This window comes from Mucilaginibacter terrae, from assembly GCF_042679325.1.
Taxonomy (GTDB): domain Bacteria; phylum Bacteroidota; class Bacteroidia; order Sphingobacteriales; family Sphingobacteriaceae; genus Mucilaginibacter; species Mucilaginibacter terrae.
The window spans coordinates 109,520-133,124 of record NZ_JBHTMJ010000011.1 but is presented as its reverse complement, the minus strand read 5'-3'; the positions used below and the strand labels follow the sequence as shown (position 1 = coordinate 133,124).

General features: G+C 40.8%; 26 protein-coding genes. 13 read left to right on the top strand and 13 right to left on the bottom strand.

Going from position 1 to position 23,605, the window contains the following annotated elements; genetic code table 11:
* Positions 1-32: 32 nt before the first annotated feature.
* Entirely contained in the window at positions 33-1,121 is a 1,089-nt protein-coding gene (locus ACFQ3S_RS10180; protein ID WP_377163965.1) for an AI-2E family transporter, read from the top strand.
* Here ACFQ3S_RS10180 and recO read toward each other — a convergent pair.
* Entirely contained in the window at positions 1,118-1,843 is a 726-nt protein-coding gene (gene recO, locus ACFQ3S_RS10175) for a DNA repair protein RecO (RefSeq protein ID WP_377163963.1), read from the bottom strand. The two genes, ACFQ3S_RS10180 and recO, sit on opposite strands and share 4 nt — an antisense overlap.
* Positions 1,833-2,243 (bottom strand): diacylglycerol kinase family protein, encoded by a 411-nt coding sequence (locus tag ACFQ3S_RS10170; RefSeq protein ID WP_377163961.1) that lies wholly within the window; start codon positions 2,241-2,243, stop codon positions 1,833-1,835. The genes recO and ACFQ3S_RS10170 overlap by 11 nt, the downstream gene beginning before the upstream one ends.
* Before the next feature lie 126 nt (positions 2,244-2,369).
* Between ACFQ3S_RS10170 and ACFQ3S_RS10165 the strand changes: the two genes are divergently transcribed.
* Positions 2,370-3,146: an SDR family NAD(P)-dependent oxidoreductase gene (locus tag ACFQ3S_RS10165; RefSeq protein WP_377163959.1), complete on the top strand. Its 777-nt coding sequence runs from the start codon at positions 2,370-2,372 to the stop codon at positions 3,144-3,146.
* Positions 3,147-3,165: 19 nt separating this feature from the next.
* Here the strand turns inward: ACFQ3S_RS10165 and pnuC are convergent, their stop codons facing one another.
* The 4 genes from pnuC to ACFQ3S_RS10145 all read right to left on the bottom strand — a co-directional run bounded on the left by pnuC (position 3,166) and on the right by ACFQ3S_RS10145 (position 6,738).
* A complete protein-coding gene (gene pnuC, locus ACFQ3S_RS10160) occupies positions 3,166-3,798 on the bottom strand; it encodes a nicotinamide riboside transporter PnuC (RefSeq protein ID WP_377163957.1) in 633 nt (210 codons plus the stop codon).
* A 719-nt stretch (positions 3,799-4,517) separates the two neighbouring features.
* Positions 4,518-5,141, bottom strand: a complete 624-nt coding sequence (gene gldD / locus ACFQ3S_RS10155) for a gliding motility lipoprotein GldD (RefSeq protein ID WP_377163955.1) — start codon at positions 5,139-5,141, stop codon at positions 4,518-4,520.
* Positions 5,114-5,914 carry a shikimate dehydrogenase family protein gene (locus ACFQ3S_RS10150; RefSeq protein WP_377163953.1) on the bottom strand — a complete coding sequence of 267 codons (801 nt, stop codon included), beginning with the start codon at positions 5,912-5,914 and terminating at the stop codon, positions 5,114-5,116. Before ACFQ3S_RS10150 ends, gldD begins: the two co-directional genes overlap by 28 nt.
* Before the next feature lie 62 nt (positions 5,915-5,976).
* Positions 5,977-6,738, bottom strand: a complete 762-nt coding sequence (locus ACFQ3S_RS10145; protein ID WP_377163951.1) for a phosphosulfolactate synthase — start codon at positions 6,736-6,738, stop codon at positions 5,977-5,979.
* Between the two features lie 205 nt (positions 6,739-6,943).
* On the opposite strand from ACFQ3S_RS10145, the gene ACFQ3S_RS10140 reads away from it, so the two are divergent.
* Together ACFQ3S_RS10140 and ACFQ3S_RS10135 are read left to right on the top strand one after the other, a co-directional pair.
* A complete protein-coding gene (locus ACFQ3S_RS10140) occupies positions 6,944-8,005 on the top strand; it encodes an AI-2E family transporter (protein WP_377163949.1) in 1,062 nt (353 codons plus the stop codon).
* A 108-nt stretch (positions 8,006-8,113) separates the two neighbouring features.
* Positions 8,114-8,503, top strand: a complete 390-nt coding sequence (locus ACFQ3S_RS10135) for a DUF6804 family protein (RefSeq protein WP_377163947.1) — start codon at positions 8,114-8,116, stop codon at positions 8,501-8,503.
* A 71-nt stretch (positions 8,504-8,574) separates the two neighbouring features.
* Here the strand turns inward: ACFQ3S_RS10135 and gltX are convergent, their stop codons facing one another.
* On the bottom strand, positions 8,575-10,095 hold the full coding sequence (gene gltX / locus ACFQ3S_RS10130) for a glutamate--tRNA ligase (RefSeq protein ID WP_377163945.1): 1,521 nt from the start codon (positions 10,093-10,095) through the stop codon (positions 8,575-8,577).
* Between the two features lie 170 nt (positions 10,096-10,265).
* Between gltX and ACFQ3S_RS10125 the strand changes: the two genes are divergently transcribed.
* Positions 10,266-11,489, top strand: coding sequence for a sensor histidine kinase (locus ACFQ3S_RS10125; protein WP_377163943.1), 1,224 nt, complete (start codon positions 10,266-10,268; stop codon positions 11,487-11,489).
* A complete protein-coding gene (locus ACFQ3S_RS10120; protein WP_377163941.1) occupies positions 11,489-12,001 on the top strand; it encodes a DinB family protein in 513 nt (170 codons plus the stop codon). Before ACFQ3S_RS10125 ends, ACFQ3S_RS10120 begins: the two co-directional genes overlap by 1 nt.
* 140 nt (positions 12,002-12,141) lie before the next feature.
* Here ACFQ3S_RS10120 and ACFQ3S_RS10115 read toward each other — a convergent pair whose 3' ends face one another.
* The gene (locus ACFQ3S_RS10115; protein WP_377163939.1) at positions 12,142-12,525 is read right to left on the bottom strand and encodes a DUF6249 domain-containing protein; all 384 of its coding nucleotides are present in this window, start codon (positions 12,523-12,525) and stop codon (positions 12,142-12,144) included.
* A gap of 261 nt (positions 12,526-12,786) precedes the next feature.
* Between ACFQ3S_RS10115 and ACFQ3S_RS10110 the strand changes: the two genes are divergently transcribed.
* The 3 genes from ACFQ3S_RS10110 to ACFQ3S_RS10100 all read left to right on the top strand — a co-directional run bounded on the left by ACFQ3S_RS10110 (position 12,787) and on the right by ACFQ3S_RS10100 (position 15,090).
* The gene (locus tag ACFQ3S_RS10110) at positions 12,787-13,368 is read left to right on the top strand and encodes an RNA polymerase sigma factor (RefSeq protein WP_377163937.1); all 582 of its coding nucleotides are present in this window, start codon (positions 12,787-12,789) and stop codon (positions 13,366-13,368) included.
* On the top strand, positions 13,365-13,862 hold the full coding sequence (locus ACFQ3S_RS10105) for a hypothetical protein (protein ID WP_377163935.1): 498 nt from the start codon (positions 13,365-13,367) through the stop codon (positions 13,860-13,862). Before ACFQ3S_RS10110 ends, ACFQ3S_RS10105 begins: the two co-directional genes overlap by 4 nt.
* 379 nt (positions 13,863-14,241) lie before the next feature.
* Positions 14,242-15,090, top strand: coding sequence for a DUF2911 domain-containing protein (locus tag ACFQ3S_RS10100; RefSeq protein WP_377163933.1), 849 nt, complete (start codon positions 14,242-14,244; stop codon positions 15,088-15,090).
* Positions 15,091-15,231: 141 nt separating this feature from the next.
* Here the strand turns inward: ACFQ3S_RS10100 and ACFQ3S_RS10095 are convergent, their stop codons facing one another.
* The 3 genes from ACFQ3S_RS10095 to ACFQ3S_RS10085 are packed head-to-tail and all read right to left on the bottom strand — an operon-like array spanning position 15,232 to position 17,954.
* Positions 15,232-16,110 (bottom strand): glycosyltransferase family 2 protein, encoded by an 879-nt coding sequence (locus tag ACFQ3S_RS10095; protein ID WP_377163931.1) that lies wholly within the window; start codon positions 16,108-16,110, stop codon positions 15,232-15,234.
* Positions 16,107-17,204, bottom strand: a complete 1,098-nt coding sequence (locus ACFQ3S_RS10090; protein WP_377163929.1) for a glycosyltransferase family 4 protein — start codon at positions 17,202-17,204, stop codon at positions 16,107-16,109. The genes ACFQ3S_RS10095 and ACFQ3S_RS10090 overlap by 4 nt, the downstream gene beginning before the upstream one ends.
* A 6-nt stretch (positions 17,205-17,210) precedes the next feature.
* Positions 17,211-17,954: a glycosyltransferase family 2 protein gene (locus tag ACFQ3S_RS10085; protein ID WP_377163928.1), complete on the bottom strand. Its 744-nt coding sequence runs from the start codon at positions 17,952-17,954 to the stop codon at positions 17,211-17,213.
* Between the two features lie 90 nt (positions 17,955-18,044).
* Between ACFQ3S_RS10085 and ACFQ3S_RS10080 the strand changes: the two genes are divergently transcribed.
* Entirely contained in the window at positions 18,045-19,157 is a 1,113-nt protein-coding gene (locus tag ACFQ3S_RS10080; protein WP_377163927.1) for a glycosyltransferase, read from the top strand.
* 126 nt (positions 19,158-19,283) lie between these two features.
* Here ACFQ3S_RS10080 and ACFQ3S_RS10075 read toward each other — a convergent pair whose 3' ends face one another.
* Both ACFQ3S_RS10075 and ACFQ3S_RS10070 read right to left on the bottom strand, forming a co-directional pair.
* Entirely contained in the window at positions 19,284-20,114 is an 831-nt protein-coding gene (locus ACFQ3S_RS10075) for a glycosyltransferase family 2 protein (RefSeq protein WP_377163925.1), read from the bottom strand.
* 62 nt (positions 20,115-20,176) lie between these two features.
* Positions 20,177-21,466 (bottom strand): aminopeptidase P N-terminal domain-containing protein, encoded by a 1,290-nt coding sequence (locus ACFQ3S_RS10070; protein WP_377163923.1) that lies wholly within the window; start codon positions 21,464-21,466, stop codon positions 20,177-20,179.
* Between the two features lie 151 nt (positions 21,467-21,617).
* On the opposite strand from ACFQ3S_RS10070, the gene ACFQ3S_RS10065 reads away from it, so the two are divergent.
* The 3 genes from ACFQ3S_RS10065 (at position 21,618) to ACFQ3S_RS10055 (ending at position 23,591) form a co-directional block, all read left to right on the top strand.
* Complete coding sequence (locus tag ACFQ3S_RS10065) at positions 21,618-23,000, top strand: OmpA family protein (RefSeq protein ID WP_377163921.1); 1,383 nt, start codon at positions 21,618-21,620, stop codon at positions 22,998-23,000.
* Between the two features lie 67 nt (positions 23,001-23,067).
* A complete protein-coding gene (locus tag ACFQ3S_RS10060) occupies positions 23,068-23,211 on the top strand; it encodes a DUF6728 family protein (protein WP_377163919.1) in 144 nt (47 codons plus the stop codon).
* On the top strand, positions 23,211-23,591 hold the full coding sequence (locus ACFQ3S_RS10055; RefSeq protein ID WP_377163917.1) for a RidA family protein: 381 nt from the start codon (positions 23,211-23,213) through the stop codon (positions 23,589-23,591). Before ACFQ3S_RS10060 ends, ACFQ3S_RS10055 begins: the two co-directional genes overlap by 1 nt.
* The last annotated feature ends 14 nt before the right edge of the window (positions 23,592-23,605 follow it).

Sequence of the window (23,605 nt, the reverse complement as noted above, 5' to 3'; positions counted from 1 at the left end):
ATTAGCCTTGCTTTTTTATTAATACCGCACCTATGCCACATTTATCCTCCGCCATTCGCTTATTATTGTTGTTCATCCTATCTGTAATAGTACTTTACTTTTCCAGTTCGGTGCTTATACCGCTAACGTTTGGCGGTGTATTGGCCATGTTGCTTATGCCGGCGAGCCGCTGGTTAGAAAGCAAAGGATTAAACCGAGGGCTTTCGTCTTTTGTTAGTTTACTGGCTTTTACCCTTTTTATTGTTGCCCTCATCCTATTACTGCGCTGGCAAATTGGCGATTTGCTTAAAGATTTTTCGAAGTTGCAGGAGCAGCTGGGTAAATTGCTGGAGCAGGTAAAAGATTATGTTCGGTCGGAATTTGGAATAACCAGTAGGCAACAGCAGCAAATATTAAAAGAACAACAATCGGGGGGAATGGAGAAAGCAGCGGGTGTAGCTATGGGTACCATATTTACCACGCTGAGTATGCTGGTGAGCACCATTCTGGTATTGGTTTATGTTTTTCTATTCCTATATTTTCGTGCACACTTTAAGAACTTTGTATTGCGCCTGGTATCAGCTACTAACATGCCCATTGCCGAAAAAGTTATGCAGAAAGCCAGCCGGGTTACCCAGCAGTATTTAAGCGGGCTGGGCATGATGATCGTGATGCTATGGATCATGTATGGCATTGGCTTTAGCATTGTAGGTATTAAAGGGGCCATTTTCTTTGCTATATTGTGTGGTATTTTAGAGATTGTGCCTTTTGCAGGTAATATTACCGGTACATCTGTTACCGTGTTAATAGCTTTTGCACAAGGCGGAAGCATGGATATGGTGGTTGGCGTGCTAATTACGTATGCCATTGTGCAGTTTACGCAAACCTATCTTTTAGAACCCTTAGTGGTAGGCAACCAGGTTAATATTAACCCCTTATTTACCATTTTAATTATTGTAGTGGGCGAAGCTATTTGGGGCATTGCTGGTATGGTGCTGGCTATTCCGCTGCTGGGAATGTTTAAGGTAGTATGCGATCATGTGGAGCCGCTCAAGCCTTACGGCTACCTTATAGGTACACAAAGCGCCAAAGAAGATAAAAGCATCTTTAAAAAGTTGTTTGGTGGCGGGGGTGATGATTAACCCAATACCTCTTCTAACACTTCGTGAGAGCGGATGAAACCAAAGTTTTCTACATGCAGGGCATAATAATCTAACAGGCGGGTAATTAGGTAGCGCCGCTCATTATTGCTCAGCTTAATTTCGTTCAAATCATCAAACCCCTTATTTAAAAGCAGAAAAAAGTTTTGTGTATGCGGGGGCGAAAGGTACTGGCTGCTTTCCGGCTTATAACGAGTAAATACGCCGTTGTGCATATCAAAATAATCGGCCTGGTTTGCAGCAACATAATCGGGGTAAAAACCCAGGTAGCGGGTAAGTCCTAACAAAAACACCAAATGGAAATTAGCAAGCCCTTGCTTTAAGTTATCCAGCAGTTCAATACTTCCAAAAACATAGCTAAACAATTGTTCATCGGCAGTTTGTTGCTTAACGGCTTTATACAGTACCTCGTTTAAGAATAGGGCTATGCTGCTCTTAACCACATTATAAGGTAAATGGGCAAGCAGCGGGGTATTCTTTAATTCTTTAATGCGTTGCACATTGCCGGTGTTTTTGTGATACACTACCATATCAAGCAAATGCAGGGGCTGTAACATATTGCGCCCAATTTTAGCACGCGGTTTTTTGGCACCGTTGATTAGGTATGACTGCAGCCCAAATTTTTCAGTAAATACCTGTACAATTACACTGGTATCGCCGTAATCGGTTAGTTTTAATACAATGCCGCGGGTTTTATACAACATGGTGCATTAGTTTTAAAAACTTAGGTAAAAATATAATTAACCCGTTTATTAAAGCGAACAATGCCGTTATAACTACGGCTCCGGCGGCTAAGTCTTTTATACGGCCTGCCTTCTCATTATACCCGGGCGATGCTAAGTCGGTCAGGGTTTCAATGGCGGTATTAAATAACTCAGCTACCAATACCAGCGTTATGCAAAGCATAATCCATTGCCATTCGTTTGCCGAAATATGCAGTGCAAAACCCAACATTACCGCCGCAAGCATGGCTACTAAATGTAGCCTGAAGTTGAGTTGCGTAGCAATTGCATAGCCTATACCCTTAAACGCATACCCAAAGCTGCGTATAAGTTTTTGCAGGCTGCTTGTTAAAGTTGCTTTACGTGGAGTGGGTTCGGTCATTAATAATTTATGCTGTTAGCTAAATAAATGATAAATATAGATAAACCATAGTAATGTAGCTTATTTGAATTTTTGCTGAAATTTTTAGTTGAAAAGGTGGATATTTAATGCCAGATAATAAATGCTATGGATCTGCATCTCACCAATAAAGTGGCCCTGGTACTGGCCAGCAGTAAAGGATTAGGTAAAGCTATTGCCATTACTTTAGCCGGGGAAGGTGCAAGTGTTGTAATTGCATCGCGAAACATAAATGAATTAAACAATGCAGCTCAGGAAATTGAAGAACTTACCGGCGCAAAAGTAACAGTTATTGTTGCCGACGTATCAAAAGCTGCTGATGCCGAAAATTTGATAGCCCAGGTAGCCCATAAATTCGGACACATAGATATTCTCATTAACAATGCAGGTGGACCGCCATTTAGCTTATTTGAGAAATTTGACGATGAGCAATGGCAAAAAGCATTTGAGTTAAACTTATTGAGCTTTGCGCGTTTAAGTCGTATGGTATTACCGCTTATGAAAAAAACAGGTAGCGGGCGTATTATTAACATTATTAGTGGATCGGTAAAGTCGGTATTGGCTAACTCGGTATTATCAACCAGTATGCGCATGGGCGTGGTGGGTATGGCTAAATTAATGGCCGATGAATTGGGCCCCTATAATATCACGGTAAACAATGTAGCTCCAGGCCTCATTCTTACCGATCGTATAAAGCATACCCTGCCGCCAGACCAGGATGCAGATGAAGCCATGAAACAACGAGCCGTCAGTATTCCTCTGCGCAGAATAGGCGAACCTAAAGAACTGGCTGCATTGGTAGCATTCCTGGTGTCGGATCAGGCATCATACATAACAGGCACCACCATACCTGTTGATGGCGGGTCCAGCCGCAGCATCTATTAATTTAATTTATTGAGATTAATTAAGGTATTAATGTTAATTGTTGCCTGTATTCTTTACGCCAGTCAATATAGCCAACCAATGCCAATATAGCGTAAATACCAAACATCAAAGCCGTTGGCTGCAGCCCTTTACTCAAGTAAATGCCCACATAAATAATGTCTACAAAAATCCAGATCAGCCAGTTCTCCAGCACCTTGCGGGCCATAAATACCTGTGCGGTGATACTTATAACCGTACAAAAACTATCAAGATAAGGTAAAGCTGCCGGTTGATAATGCAATAGCGGCGCAAGCTTAACCAATAAAAACCCGAGGCTTGGTGCGGCAAAAGCTGCAATGGATAACAAAGTAGCTAATTGCTGTTTCGTTATGCGTACCACGGGTACTTTGGGCGTATTAACCGGTTGGCGGCTCCAGTAATACCAGCCGTAAATATTAATAAGCAGCATGTAGGCGTTCTGCCCCATATCGGCATACAGGGCGGCTTTAGCAAAAACCCAAATATAAATAGCAGTGCTTATAATGGCAAAAGGCCAGTTCCAGATATTGTTTTTAGCGGCCAGGTACACACATAGCAAACCAGTAATTACGCCGGTTAATTCCAGCCGGCTTTGTTGTTGGAGCCAGTGGGCTATAGTTTCAAACAGTTGCATTTATGCAATATTACTATTCATTGAAGTCTGGCTATTAAAATACAAATTATTAGTTAAACAAGGCTGCAATCGTATTTTTATAACAATGTACAATTTAAAATACACTGAGAAGTACTTTTGTATGTTTTAATGGAATTGTGTGTAAAATAACACACTCAAGAATATTAATTAAAAAGATTATTAATAAAGTTATTAAATAATGGCGTGTTTGCTTAGTATAAAATGTAAAATAAGAGGTGTGTTTTGTATTGCTTTTTTAAATTCCTCTATTTTAAACAACTTGAGAAAATACAGTAATTAATTTGAATTATTTTTTACCAAGAGCAGTAAGTGAATTTATAAACACCTCATTATCAAATAAAAAAAGGAGTATTAATGTTTGCAAGCAGTTAAAATTTTTGTTTATACTATATTTTTACTCCCTAATATTACGCGTAAGCTACAGGCGTACATAATTATGGCTTCAATTTTGTACAACACAACATGACTCTGCATCTAAGTGAAAAATAATATAATGTAACATCTACCTATGTTACAACATTTGAAGGAGAATTCTCAGGCGCCCAAGTTGAGATGATTTTGTTCTTTGTTTTGGGTTTAATCAATAGTTTAAATTAATTAGGGGAAAGGGAGCTTCGAAAGTGGCTCTCTTTTTTTGTGCCTTTTTCTTGTGTACTTTTAGGGGTCGGACCGAAAAATTTAGGAATTTTTTTAAAATTCTATCGCCCGGTTGGTACGGGTAAATTCCAGGCAAAGCTCTTAATAAGCAGGTCCATGTCTTTTTTTACAAAATTAAGTACAGGCTGTATAGAGTCTAACCGGGGTTGGGTGTTAAAGTACAAGGCACCACGCAGGTAATGGTATGTGCTATCGGTTAAAAAGAATTGTGCCGATGAGGCAGCATTACCATCAATAGTATAATAAATGCCGTACACTTTTTTATCGGGGTAGCTAATAATACCCTCATCAATAGAAGTAGCTTTAACTGTATGCTTAAAAGCAAAAGTGTGTGCATCTTCTATGAGTTCGTTAAATTCTTTTTTGGAAGTAACGGGCTGGTAGCTTAAATGCAGGGTAGCATTAAATTGCGGTATTTGCAGGTTTATCCAGCAGGGGTTGGCACCGGCGGCTCTATCCTGCTCTACAACGGCATAGCTTGGATAAGTAAACGTATAAGGGCAGTTTGAGTTGTATTGCCGATACGCCCGTTTAGGAAAATAAATGCGATAATACCCCCTTGGTTTTGGAGAATATTCGGGCGTACCATTGCATGCAGCCAGGCAAAATAACAGTACAACCAGGCCCCCAGTTATCCTTAGGGACGTTTTTCTTTTTCGTTCCATATTTCCCATGATTTTTCGGCTTGCAGTATTAGCATTTCAGCCCCGTTTTTGGTAACCGCTCCTTGTTCGCGGCCTTTTTGCAGAAATAGGGTTTCGGCAGGGTTATATACAAGATCAAACAGTAAGTGCTCACTGGTTAGGGCATCGTAAGGTATAGCTGGGCACTTGTCAACGTTGGGAGCCATGCCAAGCGGCGTTGTGTTAATAATAAGTTTGTATTTATCCAGGTGTTCGGCAGTAAGATCATTGTAATTCAACCAATGTATATTATACTCGCGGGATACCGTGGTATTATAAATTTTTAATTTATTTAACACATATCTTACCGCTCTGGAAGCACCACCGCTACCTAATATCAGGGCTTGTGTATGCTGTGTTTGCAATAAGGGCTTTAACGATGTTTCAAACCCGTAAACATCGGTGTTATACCCTTCCAATCTAAATTCATGGTCTTTAATACCCACCTCGCCCGAGAAGGCCGCAGCAATGGGGCTTTCGGCTGTAATACGGATGCAGTTTACGGCATCTATTTCTTTAGCATCCGGGTGCACCCAATCCAGGTAAAACATCACCCCTATTTTATGTGGTACAGTTACATTTAAACCGCACAAATCGGGATTAGCCCTAAGCAATTCGGGAAAATTACTCAAATTATCAAGCTCATACAAGTCGTAAACATGATCTGTAATACCTTCTTTTTCAAACTTTTCAGTAAAAAACTTTTTAGAAAATGAATGCGTAAGCGGATACCCGATTAACCCGTAATATTTCATGGTAAATTGATGATCAATAATGCTGTAAAAGTGGCCTTTTATTTATTAACAGGCAACTCTCATTATTGATTTAAGAAATGGTCGAAAGTATCGCTGCGCAAACCCAATCGTAATGTTTCCAGCGGTATCATATCAGCAGGGGCAATATTACCCAGGTTAACGTTGCTCCCTAATAGCTTAATAAACCATACCTGCTGTGCTTTTTGCGGGGCTTCCCATATAATATCGTCGGCGGGAATTTGCGTGAGTATTTCATCAACCAAACCCTGCCTCACCTCTCCCGAATCGCGGTAAATACCTACGTTACCGCTCTCGCGTGCTTCGGCAATTACCTTCCACGACCCCGCTTCCATTTCGGCCTTCATCAGTTGAATCCATTTATAAGGCGCAAATATCTTTTGCACATCTTTTGACCCCACTTCAGATATTACGGTAACCTGCTGGCTCAACTTGCGGATGTATTCGCATTTTACATCGTGCTCAATAGTGATAGAACCGTCAGACACTTCGGCGTATTCTAACTGAAAGGTATCCAACATTCGGCAGTAATCATCATACTGGTTACGGATAATGAAAGCCTCAAACAAGGTGCCGCCAAAGTACACCGCAATACCCGCTTCGCGGTACAGTTTTAATTTATCTTTTAGGTTAGGGGTAACGTACGAGGTAGCCCAGCCTAATTTAACTATGTCGGTATAAGTTCCTGCTACTTCTAAAAAATCTTCTACCTGCCGTAAGCTTAAACCCTTATCCATTACCATCGTTATACCGCTTATACGGGGTTTTGGAGTACGTTGGGGTATTTGACTTAATGCGTAATTCATAATTAGCAGTTTGGTTATAGACTATAACTAAAAGTTTTAATGCTGCAAAGATTAAAATAATTGCGCGCATGTTAACCATTTCTGTATAAAATTTATGTTAGCCATATATAACGATTATGTATATTGAAATAAGATTGTAAGCCCATTCTTAATCAGGAATAAAACAAATCGGAAATTACAGGCTTGATAAATAAATAATATTCACATGTCCCCATTAAATGATCAAATAAAAAAGCAGGACAATTCGCTTTACCTGCAGAGAGTATTTATAGGTGCCGGAACTATTGCGCTATTGGTTATACTTATATTGATTTTAAGAGTAGCCTTTAATGTATTACTTATGGTTTTAGCAGGCACCTTAATTGCCGTATATTTTAATGGCCTGGCCGATACTATTGAAAGGCGTACCTCATTAAGCCGACGCATTTGCATGCTTATATCGGTAATAGGTACTTTTGCCATTATTGGTTTTTTGTTTTGGTTTATGGGAACCAAGATCCAGCATCAAATCAACGCGCTGAGCCAGGATTTTCCGGCATTGGTAAGCCGGCTCGAAGGCCAGGTAAGGCAGTTTCCGTTAGGTGCCAAAATGCTGGAAAATGTATCGGGCAGTAATTCGCAAAAGCTGGTAACTACAGTGCAAACCTTTTTTAGCACCAGCTTTGGCGTGCTGGGCGATATTTATATTATTATTTTCCTGGGAATATTTTTTACAGTAAGCCCGTCGTTGTACAAAAATGGCATTATTAAACTGGTGCCGCGTAAAGGCCAGCCTAAGGCTAAAGAAATTATAGACCGCCTGAGCCTTGTATTAAAAGGCTGGCTTAAAGGTATGATGATTGCCATGGTATTAATTGCCGTGTTAACATTTACCGGACTTAGCATTATAGGCATACCTATGGCACTGGCTTTAGCCGTTATTGCGGGTATCCTTAACTTTATACCCAACTTTGGCCCGCTCATGGCTATGGTGCCAGCCGTATTACTGGGCTTGGTTGATAGCACCCAAACCGCCATTATTGTAGCGGCATTATATATACTCATACAAACCCTCGAAAGCAATATCATTACACCCACCATACAAAAGCGCATGATTAATTTGCCGCCGGCGTTGTTAATTATCAGCCAGTTGTTAATGGGCACATTATCGGGCGCTTTAGGTATTATACTGGCTACACCTATGCTGGCCATACTTATGGTACTGGTAGAAGAGCTTTATTTAAAAGAGAACAATAGGGAAGACCTTGAATTGGTGGTTAAAAAGTAGATCCGTTTTTTGTTGAAAGCGCTACTACAACAGCCTTATTTGCCATTAACGAGCAGTATAACAGGTTTTATATTAAATTTGGAAAAGTATAATAGAAATAGCTGTACCATGTTTAAGATTTTAAAATGGATAAAACCGGAATATGTATTAATTACCATTAAGGCTTTTATTGCGGTACTGCTGATCATTTGTCTGTTTAACATGCCTCGTGGCTATTACCACTTTGTGCGGCTCAGTGTTTTTATATTTTGTATATGGCTGGCCTATACCGAATATTTTAAAGGTGTTTATGTTGCCGCTATCCCTGCCTTGCTGTGCGCTGTATTATTTAACCCTGTAGTTAAATTTTACATTCCTAAAAGAGACTGGCTATTGATTTACAGCGCATTGGCCATTTGTTTGGTGACCTGGATAGTTTACGATATATACTTGCTTGATAAAAATGGAGGCTATAAAAAGGTTGAACGGCAAGCTACTGTCGATAATCCTAACCCATAAACAGGCACTCGCTTATTTATATATATTGTGTAAGGCAATAAGCCAACAAATGATAACTGTAGCGTCCTCAATTAGGCTGTAAACGCGGCTAATGCTTTTTCTATCCTGGCTATCACTTCTTGTTTTCCTAACAAAGCAGCAATATCAAATACATGCGGGCCAAACTTGCCACCTACCAGCATTATACGGAAAGGCAGCATGGCATCACCTATTTTAAACCCTTTTTCGGTTAACATGGCTTTAAAGTTAGTTTCTAACTCTGCCGCATCCCAGTTTTCGGTTGCTTGCAAGTGTTGTATGTACTCCTGAAACAACACTGTTTTGGCATCGGTCCATTTAGGTTTTACGGCATTTAAGTCGTACTCTTCCGGCTGTTTAAAAAAGTACCAGGCATGCTCATATATATCGCTGGTTAGTACCAAACGGTCTTTAACCAGTTCGGTTGCTTTGTTCAGGTAGGTATCATCGGTTACCGTTATTCCTTTAGCGGTTAAAGCGGTTTTTACTTCTGCCATTAACCTTTCACCACTCACCTTCTTAATCCATTCGGCATTATACCATTTGGCTTTTTCAAAGTCGAATTTGGCACCTGCCTTGCTCACGCGTTCTATCGAAAACTTCTCTACCAGTTCGGCCAGCGTAAATATTTCCTGATCAGTACCATCGTTCCAGCCCAGCATGCCCAGTAGGTTAACAAAAGCTTCGGGCAAAAAGCCCAGCTCACGGAAACCTTCGGTTAGTTCACCGCTTTTAGGATCGGTCCAGCTCATAGCATACACCGGGAAACCCAAACGGGCACCATCGCGCTTGCTTAGCTTGCCATGTCCATCGGGTTTTAATATTAAAGGCAAATGCGCCCATTGCGGCATGCTATCTATCCAACCTAAATACTCCCACAACAGCAAATGTACCGGGGCCGATGGCAACCACTCCTCACCACGGAAAGCATGCGTGATCTTCATTAAGTAATCATCAATCACTACGGCCAGGTGATAGGTAGGCATACCATCGGCTTTTAACAATACCTTGTCATCAACCGTGTTGGTGTCAAAACTTACGTAACCGCGTATCATATCGTTAAATGTTACGGTTTCGTCTTCGGGCACTTTAATGCGGATCACGTGCGGCGTTCCGGCATCCAATAACTGGTCTACCTCTTGCTGTGGTAGCGAAATAGAGTTGCGCATATCCTCGCGGTAAGCCATGCCATACTGAAAGTTAGGTATAGCAGCGCGTTTTTGTTCAAGCTCCTCAGTGGTATCAAAGGCATAATAAGCATGACCGTGCATTACCAGTTTTTCGGCATACTCGCGGTAAAGCGATTTACGCTCGCTTTGACGGTAAGGCGCAAACGGGCCACCCGCCTGCGGACTTTCATCCGGCATTAAGCCACACCATTTCAAGCATTCTACTATATAGTTTTCGGCTCCATCCACATAACGGCTTTGGTCGGTGTCTTCAATTCGCAATACAAAAGTTCCGTTGTGCTTTTTGGCAAACAGGTAGTTAAATAATACGGTACGTACACCGCCCAGGTGCAAACCACCAGTAGGGCTTGGCGCAAAGCGTACTCTTACTTTTTGATCAGACATGAGGGCAAAGATAAGTTTTTAGTCTTTGAGTAGGTTAGCCTGTTAGGGGGAGAGCCGGTAAGTTGTGAAATTTGATATAAGCCAAACAAAAGGCCTGCTCCCAGCATTCCCACTAACGGACTAACCGACTCTGCAGACTTCCTGACTATTTTCTATCTTTGAACTAAATCATGAGTAACCCTTACTTACAAAAAAAGCGCTGGAAATACCTGTTAATGTTTTTTGCACTAATAATTGCGGGCAGTTCATTGCTGTACACGCAATACCTGGTTAAAAATATTGCCAAATCAGAGCGTACGCGGGCACAGGTGTGGGCACAGTCCATGAAACAGGTTTTTTCTACCGTAGATGAAAACCAACTCAACTACGTGTTTTTTGTGCGCGACAGCCTTACCGTACCGGCTATTGTAACCGACGAAAAGGGAGACTTTAAAGTAAGCCGCGGGTTAGATTCCATGAAGACTTTCATTAACATTCCGCCAGAGCCGGGTGTGGATCAAAAGAAGCAACCGGTTTACGATCTTAAATACTTTCAAAACGAACTGGCTACCATGGATTCTCAGCACGAGCCTATTAAAATTAAGATTGATGTGCCAGGATTGGGTGGCAACTATTGGCTGGTGCATTATAAAGAATCGCCGTTGTTAACGCAGTTGCGGGTTTTTCCATACGTGCAACTTTCTATTATAGCCGTATTTTTAACCGTGGCTTATTCAGCCTTCAGCTCATCGCGCAAGTCGGAGCAAAACCAGGTTTGGGTGGGTTTGGCCAAAGAAACGGCTCACCAGCTGGGTACGCCTATATCCTCATTACTGGCCTGGATAGAGCTGATGAAATCGAAATTTGACGCCGAAGACGACCCGCTGATTGCAGAAATGTCGAACGATGTAAAACGACTGGAAATTGTGGCCGACCGTTTTTCGAAAATAGGGTCGAAACCGGTATTAGAGCAACACTCGGTGTACGAGGTAGTAAAAGACTTTGTGGATTATTTTCGGGTGCGCGTTTCCGATAAAATAACGTTCGAACTCACCGGCGACCGCTTTTTACAAGCAGGCATCAACATTCCTTTATTTGATTGGGTGATAGAGAACTTGTTGAAGAATGCGGTAAATGCCATTGAAGGTCCAGGCAGTATTAAGGTAGATATTGCCGCCAGCAAAACCCGGGCGCAGGTATATATTGATGTGACCGATACGGGCAAGGGTATTCCGCGCTCCAAGTTTGTTACGGTTTTCAGGCCTGGTTATACTACCCGTAAGCGCGGCTGGGGGTTGGGTCTTTCGCTCACCAAGCGTATGGTAGAAAACTACCATAACGGGCAAATTTTTGTAAAAGACTCTGAGTTGGGCAAGGGAACTACTTTTAGAATTGTACTCAAAAACATAGACTAATGATTACTCAACCTCAACCGGGTGAGTTTGCACCCTTTTACGCCGGCTATGTAGCCCGCGCTGCCGAAGGAGATATTTTGCAAACCCTTACCCAATTAAAAGAAAGCACCTATACCTTTTTCACTATTATTCCAGCTGAAAAAGAAGACTTTGCTTATGCGCCTGGTAAGTGGACCATTAAGCAGGTGCTCAACCACATAATAGATACGGAACGGATATTTGCCTTTAGATTGTTATGCTTCGCCAGGCAAGATGCTAATGCGATGCCGGGCTTCGATGAAAATGCTTACGCCGACAGTGCCGATGTAAGCGCCCGTTCGCTCAGTGATTTGGCTACTGAATTTAAAGCTCTGCGGGAAGCCAACCTTTATCTGTACCGCTCTATTACCCCGCAACAATCTTTATACACAGGTATGGCCAGCGGTAAAGTAATATCCATTAGGTCACTACTTTACATTATTGCCGGGCACGAGTTACATCACCTGGCTATTTTAAAAGAACGGTATTTGTAACGGCAAAAAGCCGAAACCCCTCCTAAACGGCGTAGCCCTCATAAGTACATATTAACACAAACACTCACAAATAATCCTCCCCCGGAGGGAGGACTTTGGGTTTTTCAGCTCCCTCCCTCCCGGGGAGGGTTGGGTGGGGCTTATACCAGATCCTTTTCAGGTATATAAGTAGCCGGTGCTTCTTTTTCAATCACTTCCTTCTTTTCTATACGGTAAGACAGGAATAAGCCCAATCCACCAAATATCGCTATTAAGCTAAAGTAAAGGGCTTCGTTATCATCCATGTTTAAAAAGATGGTTTTGTCTAAAACAGAGGCTAAAAACAAACCTAAACCGGAGCCAATTAACAGTAATCCCCATTTCAAATTCTGGTAAGGGGCCGATTGTGGTTTGTAACGGCGAGGATCCATACCACGCTCTATCATGGCCATTTTTTCACGTTTTTGTAAATACACAATTCCAAAGATCATGGCAAAAAAGCCAAGTGGAACCATAATTGCGATTAATTCTTTAGGAAATTCCATAATATTAATTTTTAAAAAGTTGCTGATTTTTTGTTTGCTTCACCATTTGCGGTGATTTGTAGTGTATGACCACACATTTTTAAAGCAGGTTACAGGGGTAAGCACTTTTTTCTGTAAATATTTTTACCCCTTAATTTATTGATCCCTCTCTATATATAAGAGACATATATATAAGGTAATCCGCTGCTTCACATTTAATCCTTATTTTTATGCAATAACCTGTAACCTCAATCCTAAACTGGTAGTCATAGATGTTGTAAGATGCAAAGCAAGCTATCGGATATCGACCTCATTGAACAAACCCTGGCGGGAAACCAATCGGCCTATGCCGACCTGGTGAAACGGCACCAGCGTTTTGTTTTTACGCTGGCTATGCGTTTTACCAAAACCCGCGAAGATGCCGAAGAGGTAGCGCAGGATAGTTTTATAAAGGCTTACCGCAATCTACAGGCTTTTGCGGGGCAAAGCAAATTTACCACCTGGCTGTACAGTATTGTATATACCACCGCCATGACGTTTTTGCGTAAAAGGCGCTTAGATACCTCATCAATTGATGATGAAAACAATTTTATACAGGTAGAGAACCAAAATGCCGGGTTTGAAAATAATATGGCCGAAAATAAATCGCGGTCGTTTTACCTGAACCAAGCTATTGAGCAGCTCCCGGCCGATGATGCTACCATTATTACCTTATTTTATAAAGGCGAACAAAGTTTGGAAGAAATTGCCGTAACTTTAGGTATTGAGCCTAATAATGTTAAAGTGAAACTATTTAGAGCACGCCAGCGTTTGAAAGAAAAGCTGGTGCGCAATTTAAAACACGAAGTTAACGAACTGATATGAACAACATTGAGGAACAACTGTGGAATTATTTGGACGGTACCTGCTCGGCACAAGAGCAGGAGGCCATTGCCCATTTAATTGCTACCGATAAAACTTACCAGCAAAAGTACGAGGAGATTCTGGCGTTTAACCAGGAACTCGAAGCTATAGAGCTGGATGCCCCGCCCATGGCTTTTACCTACAAGGTAATGGAGGCTGTACGCGCCGAAGAAGCCAGCAAGCCGCTTAAAGCAGCTATTGATAACCGCATTATTAAGGGTATAGCCGCATTTTTTTTGTTAAGTATTATAGTATTATTAGGTATAGCATTGGCCAGTACCAACTGGAACAGCGGAACTACCAACAGTGTGCAAATACCGTTTAATTTTGAACTGCCGGCTTTAAAAAGCTATTTTAGCGAACCAGCACTAAAAGGATTCTTGTTTTTTGATGTGGTGCTCGCGCTGTTTTTGTTTGACGGATATTTACGTAGGCGCCAAATTCGGCAAGCTTAAAAAACTGACACTTTTGTACAAAATGCTGAACAATATATTAAGTAAGCAGAAACAAAATTATATTCTGTACAACCCAAGGGGGTACCGCAATGCCGTTAAGCAACAATGTAAAGTACAATTAAAAAAATATATGTTCTAACACAATTTTTGGTACAACAATTGTGTTAATATATATGAATTGGTAAACTTACCAATTTAATTGTGATAAGGTTTAGGTTGAAAGTCCCCCGGTGCAAGACTGGGGGGCTTTTTATTTTACAGCCTTTTTTTATTCTCTGTATCACACTTTTCAGCTATCATAATCCTGCTGTTTCAGCTATAGTTTTCAGGTTAACATTTCATATCTTTGATGTAGTTCAACCATAATCACCATCATTAAATGAAAAACTTATTTAGCTTGCTTATTGCCTTATTGGTTATAAGCAGTACATTGGTTACGCACGCGCAAACCAGCTTACAAATGCCTCAACCCAGCACTGCGCAAACTATTATACAAGAATTTGGCCTCGGAAAAGTTACTTTAAACTATTCGCGCCCCAATGTTAAAGGCCGTAAAATATTTGGTAGCTTACAACCTTACGGGCAGGTATGGCGTACAGGTGCCAATAATGCAACTGTAATTACTTTTACCGATGAGGTAAGCATTGAGGGTAACAAAGTGCCCGCAGGAGAGTACGCCCTATTTACTATACCCGATGCTCGGGAGTGGACTATAATCCTCAACAAAACCACCAAACAATGGGGTGCTTATGAATACAAACAAGCTGATGATTTTTTACGCTTTAAGGTAAAAGCCGACAAAATGACAGTACCGGTTGAAACCTTTACCATGCAATTAGCAAATGTAAAGCCCACCACTGCCAATTTGACTTTGATGTGGGAACGAACCTCGCTAACCCTGCACTTGACTACTGAGATAGACAACCGTATTATGAGCGGTATTGAGGAGGCCATGAAATCGGCCGAAAAGAAACCTTACTTTGCGGCTGCCCAATACTACTACGAAAACAATAAAGACCTGAATAAGGCTTTGGAGTGGATGACCGAAATAGAAAAAACCGCACCTAAGGCCACTTACTATAAATACTGGAAAGCCCGCATCCAGCTTAAAAAGGGTGATAAGGCTGCTGCCATAGCTACCGCGCAAGAAGGTGCCCGTTTAGCCAAAGCAGAAAAGAATGACGAGTATGTGCGTTTGAACGAAGGTGTTATTGCACAGGCGAAATAGTTTATTGAGTTATTAAATTGTTAAGTTATTAAGAGCCGTCATTAAGTTGATTAAGGGTGCAGTGTAAGTTTATTGAAAATTTAGCAAAGCGGCTAATGCTTCAACAGGCTCATCATAATTAACAAAAAATTAAACGCTTTACTACTTCACCAACTTATAATTCCGGTACTCACTAACCCGCCAGCCGGTCCAGTCTTCAATTTTTTGGAGGGTGCGGCGGCGGAAGTCCATTTTCTTTTTCAGTTGCTCGGGGTCAACTTCCAGTTTCCAGTTTTGGGCTTTAATGCGGCGATGCATTACGGCCGGGTGGGTATCGGTAAAGTTTAATAGGCGATCGGCATTCTTAAAGTCGAACTCAAAAGTTTCGGGCAGGTTTTCGGCCATCCAGTTATCGTCATGGTAAAACTGATTGAAGTTCCGCAGTTTGCTTTCCAATCCTTTAGGCGGTTTTACCCAGCCGTAGTGGTATATGTAAGCATCTATCAACCTTACATTGATCTTGCGGTTAGCCAGGCGAAAGCCCTGCGCATCGCGGTAGGCATGTATGTTCTTATTGTTGCGCAAAATGCGGATTTCGCGGCGGTACCAGCGGCGCGAATGAGCGTAATAATCATACGAGCCGTAAAAGTGAAGGTATTTAAACAACAAGCCTTCTACAGCGGTGTTATTTAAATTAGCTTCCATTTCTTGCTTAATCACCGGCAAATACTTTTCGTGTACTACTTCATCACCCTGAATATAAAACGCCCAGTCTGCATCGGGCAATATGGCGGCAAAGGCTTTATCGGTTTCGGCGGCAAAAACAGAGCCTCCCTCCCTTAATGATTCATCCCATGTGGTATGAATAATTTTTATTTTCGGCGAATTAATCCCCAAAATCAAGTCTTCGGTGTTATCATCGCTGTTACCCAGGGCAACTATAAACTCATCGCAAAGCGGGAGTATGGAGGTAATGGCCTCCACCACCGGGTAATCGTTTTTTATTGCATTACGAATAAAGGTAAAGCCAGCAACTTTCATACTTTAATTAAGGATTGATACACCTGCAAGGTGTTTTGTACACAGGTATCAAAGGTAAATAACTCCAATCTTTTAAGCCCTTTCTTTTTTAATTCTAACCGTAATTCTTCATCCTGAAGCACACGGGAGACCATTTGAAATAGATGATCGGGTTGGAGCGGATCAAAATATAATGCGGCGTTGCCTGCTATTTCGGGCATACAACTGCTATCACAGCAAATTACAGGGCACTCGTTAGCAAAGGCCTCAAGCAAGGGCAAGCCGAAGCCTTCATGCAAAGATGGGAATACAAATAATTCGGCCTGGCTGTATAACTGCTGTAATATTACATCGGTAACATCCATTTGAAGGCATTTACCGGCTATGTTATACTGTTCAAGGAGTGCTGTTTCATCGGCGGTGAAAGCCTTGCCGCCGGCACAAACCAATTTTAATTCGGGGCTGCTTGTCAACAAGCGGCTTATTCCTTGTACAAAAAACGGGAAATTCTTATAATGCCAACGCTCACCTACAAACAGGATGTATTTGGCAGGTAAAGTATGATCGGGCTCCGGCTGGCTTGTTAAACCCAGGTAACCGTGGTAAACCACCCTAATCTTATCTTTCATTTGCGGGTACACCTTTATCATATCCTGCCGGGTATATTCTGATATAGCTATCAGCAAATCAGCCCTTTCCATTACTTTTCTTTTGCGCGCTGTTACCTCTTGTGCATCGGCAAAATAGTGCGGATACAATTCATGCAACATATCGTGTACGGTTATTACACAAGGCTTTTTAAGATATTTTATAAAGTAGGGGTCATAATAAGTAGGATGAAACACATCGAACTTACGCAGCCTCAGGCTCCAGCGCGAAAAGCGCCTGTTCCAATTGTAAAGCCGTTTGGGTTTATTATTAAACAGTTTTTGCCCCACCGAGTTACTGAGTGCCATGTGCTCATTCTTAATATATTCGTTTTCGGAAAACAAAGACATGATGTATCCATATCCTTTTCCGCTTTTGTTTATACCCTTAATGAGGTTGGCGAAGTACCGCGATATGCCGCCGTATTTTTGCAATGAGAAGGTTTGATGATCGAACAGTATTTTCATGTGTTGTTAATAAAAATTGCTGCCAGGCCTGCTTTGTTCCTTACCGCGCTTGTATAAAAACCTAAGATACATTAACCAGCCCATACTATCTTTAATGAGTTTAGGTTTATCCTGTTTAAAAAGCTCATCGGCTGCAACAGCCGAAAAACCGGTCAAATTATACCAGGCTATATCAATATTCAGATATTCTTTTTTGATAGAGTTGTCGCCCCAGCATTGCAGGTTAAGGGCATAATCGGCATATACGCGGTACTTGGTATTATAGGAATATTTTTCAAAAACCCTGGCCGGGTAAAATATAGCTTGGTGGCATATAGCATATTTAGCAATTCGGTAAGCTGAATATATACCACCTAAGATTGAGCTGTCGCTTATGCAATTGCCATAATACAGTGTATTATCGTGATGCAAATGCTCACACATTTCACTAAAGCCATCAAGCAAACGATCGTCGGCTCCTAAAAAGTAAATCCACTTACCTTTAGCCATTTTAATAGCCTGATTCATGGCATCATAAATACCACTATCAGGCTTACTTTCAAACCATGCAAGATAATGTTCATTATTTTTTATAATTGCTAACGTGTCATCGGTGCTACCACCATCTTTAATAATTATCTCATATTCAGTAAATTTTTGCTGCAATATAGACAGCAAACACTCGCTTAAATATACTCCAGCATTGTAAGTAACTATTATGATGCTTACTTTTGGCCGGATATCATCTTTGCTATTATTAATGGGGAACATTACCTTGCTTCATGATTTTCATGATACGACAAAGATAGAATTGTTAGAATAAGTAGTGTACATTATTACGAATACAACTATTTTTGCTCTATGACATATAGTATAGATATTGTAATCCCTTCCTTTCGATTGGATGAACAATGCCTGCTACCTCTCCTCAATTTACCAAGGCCAGATGGTTTTGATATTAGTTATTATTTAGTTGCTGATAATCCGGCAGTACAGGTGCCCATTAGCATACAAAAATTAAATGGTCAAAACAATATTCATTTACTTATTAATAATCAAAACCTTGGCTATTCATGCACACGTAACCGAGGCATAGATACCGGAAAAGGCGATTGGATATTACTACTTGACGATGATGTAAACCCTGAACCTGACTTGTTATATGTATATGCTCAACATATTCTTAATCAACCAAATGCCATAGGATTTATAGGCGTAACAAATTTTCCGGAGCCCATAGATGCAGAAACAAAGTCATTAGAAATTTTAGGCGTCTCTACACATTGCCAACGGGCCAAGCAAGAGTCAGAAATGTTTTGGTCAGGCGGGGCAAATGTGATGTTGAACCGGAAGAAATTGGGGAGCCGTCGTTTTTTACCGGAGCTTATGAAGAGTACGGAAGATATGGAGTTACTATTTAGAAACGCATTCGAAAATAAGTTACAGCCATACTTAGCTGCCCCTAAAGCAGTAGTTCACCACCCCTGGTGGAAAAAAGGACTTAGCACAATACGTCTTTTTTTATATGGCGAAGGTGCCGGAGAAGCTGCACGCCTGTATCCTATTTCCTTATATACACATTACGATTTTACAAATACGCTGGAAACTTTGCTATTGCTTGTTATATCGATTTTACCCGCCCTTATTTTTGGATGGCCACTAAAATTCATATTATGGCTGGCCATAGCCGAAATTGTATCGGAATTTTTGACCAACTATTATCGTACTATTAAAGAAGGCCATTCTTACAATATCAATGTTGCATGCCAAGTAGTATGGTATAAAAATGCGCAGGAGGCCGGACGATTATGGAGTTGGCTACGCCTGGGCCGTTTTCAGGAGATTGCCCAACGTACGGATGGAAGTTTCCGGAAACCACATCCGCAAAACTTTAGATTTAACCGTTGGAAAATCATCAAGCTCGTGATTTATATTTTGATAATTGCGCTACTCTACATCGTTATAGAATTTTGACTTTGTTTCAAAACAACAAATTCAATTCTGAAAATTCCTTTAATTATCTACCTGAAAAATTGCGATAAAATCTAACTTTTTGCGCTTTTTTAAGGAAAACATGAGGTTTAATGCGGTTTTATGAAGTTAAACTTCGTGGTAACCACTGGGGCAATAAGTCAGCTTTTCTTCTACTGTCTTCCTGTAAATCAGCTCGTTAGGTAAGAAATTACCACGGTCGTGTATCTTGTGAAATATATGGTAGCTAATAGCGGCCATTTTAAGTCGCCTTTTTAGAATCCCGGCATTTATAAGTCTGGCACCAAATTCATAATCTTCCCAACCCCAGCCTTCAAAATCATTATAATAGCCGTTAACCGTAATGTAATCCTCGCGCCAAAAAGCTAAGTTACAACCCTTTACATTCCAGGAACTGCGCGGATCGGGCTTGAAGAACATACTCAGCAAAGGTATTCGAATGGCATTAAACCGGCTGTATAAGCCCTGCGATAAGGAATGGAAGTTAATTTGCTTGGTTTGGAGGATTTCACGGGTTTTAACCTCGGTTAACATAGTGCGGCTGCCCTGCATAAAACTGCCTTTACGGGCCATGCGCTCATGGTCGGCTACAAATTTAGGGTTAACTATAATATCGCCGTCTATCTCAATAATATAATCCGCATCAGATAACTTTACTGCCTTATTGAGGATCAGGCACTTACGAAACCCATTATCTTCCTGCCAGGCATGTTTAAGCGGGATGGTAAAGCGGGTGCGGTAACGGTCAATTAGTTCACTGGTTTCCGATTTTGAGCCATCGTCGGCTATCAGGATCTCATCGGGCATGCGGGTTTGCTGTAACAGGCTCAATAGCACCAACTCTAAAGCCTCGGGCCAGTTATAAGTAGCAATTAGTACCGCCACTTTAAGCTTGTTATTATTGCCGGTTATATCATGCAAAGATCTTTCTTCTCTCATTATCTCTGCAAAAATAAGCATCAGAAATATAATTCTATACTTCCGATGCTTATTGTGTATGCTTAACTGTTCATGATGTCTTCTATATGGTCAGCTTCTATTGGAATATCAGCCATTAAATCGATGTTTCCCCCTTTAGTGATCAGGATATTATTCTCTAAGCGTATGCCTAATTTTTCTTCGGGTATGTATATACCAGGTTCACAGGTTAAAATATTACCCACTTCAAACGGTTTATAACGGCTGGCGAAGTCATGTACATCTAAACCCAAATGGTGTGAGGTACCATGCATAAAGTATTTCTTATATATAGGTGCTTTCGGGTCTTGCTTTGCAACATCATGCTTATCAAGCAAGCCTAATTTTATCAATTCGCTGCTCATTATTTTCCCTACTTCGTCATGATACTCATTCCATACCGTGCCGGCAACAAGCATTTGGATGGCCTGTTTCATAACATGGAGTACTGAATTGTAAACACTGCACTGCCGTGTAGTGAATTTACCGCTCACCGGCACCGACCGGCTCATATCGGCATTGTAGTTAGCATACTCGGCCGCAAAATCAAATAGTATCACATCGCCATCTCTGCAAACCTGGTTATTGTCATTATAATGCAGTATTATGGCATTGGCACCCGATGCTATAATGGGGTTATAAGCATGTCCTGTTGCCCGCTGGCGTAAAAACTCATGCGTAATTTCGGCTTCAATTTCATATTCGGCAACACCAGGTTTAATAAATTTTAGTACACGTTTAAAGGCATCGTTGGTAATATCGCATGCTTTTTGGGTCAGTTCAATTTCGGTACCCGATTTAACTACACGAAGATCGCGCATAATAGGTGCCGACCTTTGGTAATGATGCAAAGGGTATTTGTTGCGCAGATCGGCTAAAATGCGCAAGTCGCGATAGGGAACACCAGGCAAAAAGCGGTCGTTCTCATTCGTGTTAATATATATGTTATCGGCATAATTAATAATGCTGTGTAAAATAGCATCCATATCCTGCAACCAATATACAATTTCTATCCCTGATGCTTTCCTGGCTTCCTCTTTCGTATATTTATGACCTTCCCACACAGCAATGTGTTCATCGGTTTGTCTTAAAAAAAGTACTTCTTTGTATAACGGATTAGGACAATCAGGAAAAAGGAATAATAAACTTTGCTCCTGATCGATACCAGTGAGATAAAAAAAATCAGCATTTTGTTTAAAGACAAAATTTTGGTCTCCGCTGCGCGTATATTCATCACTGGCGTTAAACAGGGCAACAGAATGAGGTTTAAGTCGCGAAACGAAATTTTTTCTATTAAGAGTAAATAAGTTGTTATTAATAGGTAGATATTTCATGATTTAATCACTTTTAATTTTTATAAAACAAAATTTTGCATTTCTTTGTCTACAATATTAGTAAAACTGGAACGGTGTTTGGTAAGGATCAAACATAAGTGCTAATTTTACAAAGTAAAATCACAATTAAAAATTGTTTAATCTTAAAACTATGAATTATTCTACATTAAAGAAAACGGTTGCGCTTTCTTTTGCATCTTTGATGGCAGTTGGCGTTGCCAACGCTCAAACAGATTCAACTGCGAGCATGACTACAACTACTACAGGCACTGCTAAAGTGTTTGGCGGCAGAGGACAGTACAACACCTGGAGCTTAGGCTTAAACGCAGGTGCTATTTCTCCGGTAACTGCAATTGGTGGCGTACATGATTACGTTAATTATAACGTATCATTAGGCTACGGCGCTTCATTGAAATGGCAATTAGCGCATTCATTTGCTTTGCAATTGGATTTCAATGGCGGTAAAGTTGCAGGTAACAACAATTTCGAATCGGAAGGTGAGCCAGGACAAGGAAGCTCATTCACAAGCCGTGATGGTTTCCGTTCTTACGATACTCGTTTTTGGCAAGGAACTTTAGGTGCTAAAGTAAATGTTGCCACTATCGATTTCTTACGTCGTAAAAACTCAGTAAATTTCTTCGTTAACGCAGGTGCTGGTATGATTTGGTATAATCCACATTACATCACTGCAAACGGTACTGAAGCCAGGTTCCTTGAACCAGGTACTACTGACGAAAAAAGATGGGTTAAAAGTTTAGTAATCCCTGTTGGTGCTGGTGTTAAATTCAGATTATCTGATGCATTAGGCTTAAACTTAGGTTACACAATTAACTTTACTGATGACGATAACTTAGACGCTTTGAAAAGAGCTTATCCTACTAAAGATCGTTACTCATACGGTTACGGTGGTTTAGAGTACACTTTTGGTTCAAGCTCAAAAGCTAACTTAGAGTGGGTTAACCCGGTAGCTATGATGTATGATGAACTGTATGATGCAGCTTTACGTCAAGAAGTTGAAGCTTTAAAAGGTCGTGTTACTAACGTTGAAAACGCTGTTAATGACTTGAAAAAAGATTCTGATGGTGACGGTGTTTCTGATCAGTTTGACAAATGCCCTAACACTCCTGCAGGTACTGTAGTTGATGGTGCTGGTTGTCCTATCAAATTCCCAGCTGTTGATTCAACTGCAGCCATTTCAGCTGTACAGCCTTACTCAAACATTCAGTTTGATTTTGACAGCTCTGTATTAAGAACTTCTTCTTACAGTGTGTTGGATGCCGGTTCTGCCGATTTACGTGCTAATTCAAGCAAAACTATCGAATTAGCTGGTTACGCTTCATCAGAAGGTACTGCTGCTCATAACTTACGTTTATCTAAAGATCGTGCTAACTCTGTAAAAACTTACTTAGTTAACTCAGGTGTAGAAGCAAAACGCATTAAGGTTAAAGGCATGGGTGAAACTAACCCAATTGCTGATAATTCAACTGAAGAAGGACGTGTAATGAACCGTCGCGTTGAATTCAAACAAAATTAATTTTTAAAAATTAATTTTTTAAAAAAGGCTTCGGATAACCCGGAGCCTTTTTTTGTTACTTTTGTTTATGTACTTCTTTCGCAAAAAAGACGATAATCGTCCTAAGAGTTTCAACCTTAAGGTTATGCATATTATAAATGCCATTGCCATTATTATGTTTGTGCTTGGCATTGCCTGGAAATTAATTGATTGGTTTATAATAAAAAAGTGATGAGTAACATTATCAATACCCTTAATGCTCCCGCACCTATAGGCCCTTATAACCAGGCCGTTTTTGCAGGTAACCTATTATTTGTATCGGGACAGATAGCATTAGATGCACAAACCGGCGAACTGGTTATGACCAACCTGGCAACTGAAACCAATAAGGTGATGAATAACATTAAAGCTATTTTAGAAGCAGCCCAGCTTGATTTTAGTCATATTGTAAAAACGAGTATTTTTTTAAAAGATATGGGCCATTTTGCACAGGTGAATGAAATTTATGGCTCCTACTTTACTGGCAATTTTCCTGCCCGCGAAACTATACAGGTTGCGGCCCTGCCTAAAAACGTGAACGTTGAAATTTCGGTTACGGCTTATAAAGCTTAATTGTTTAGCTCCTT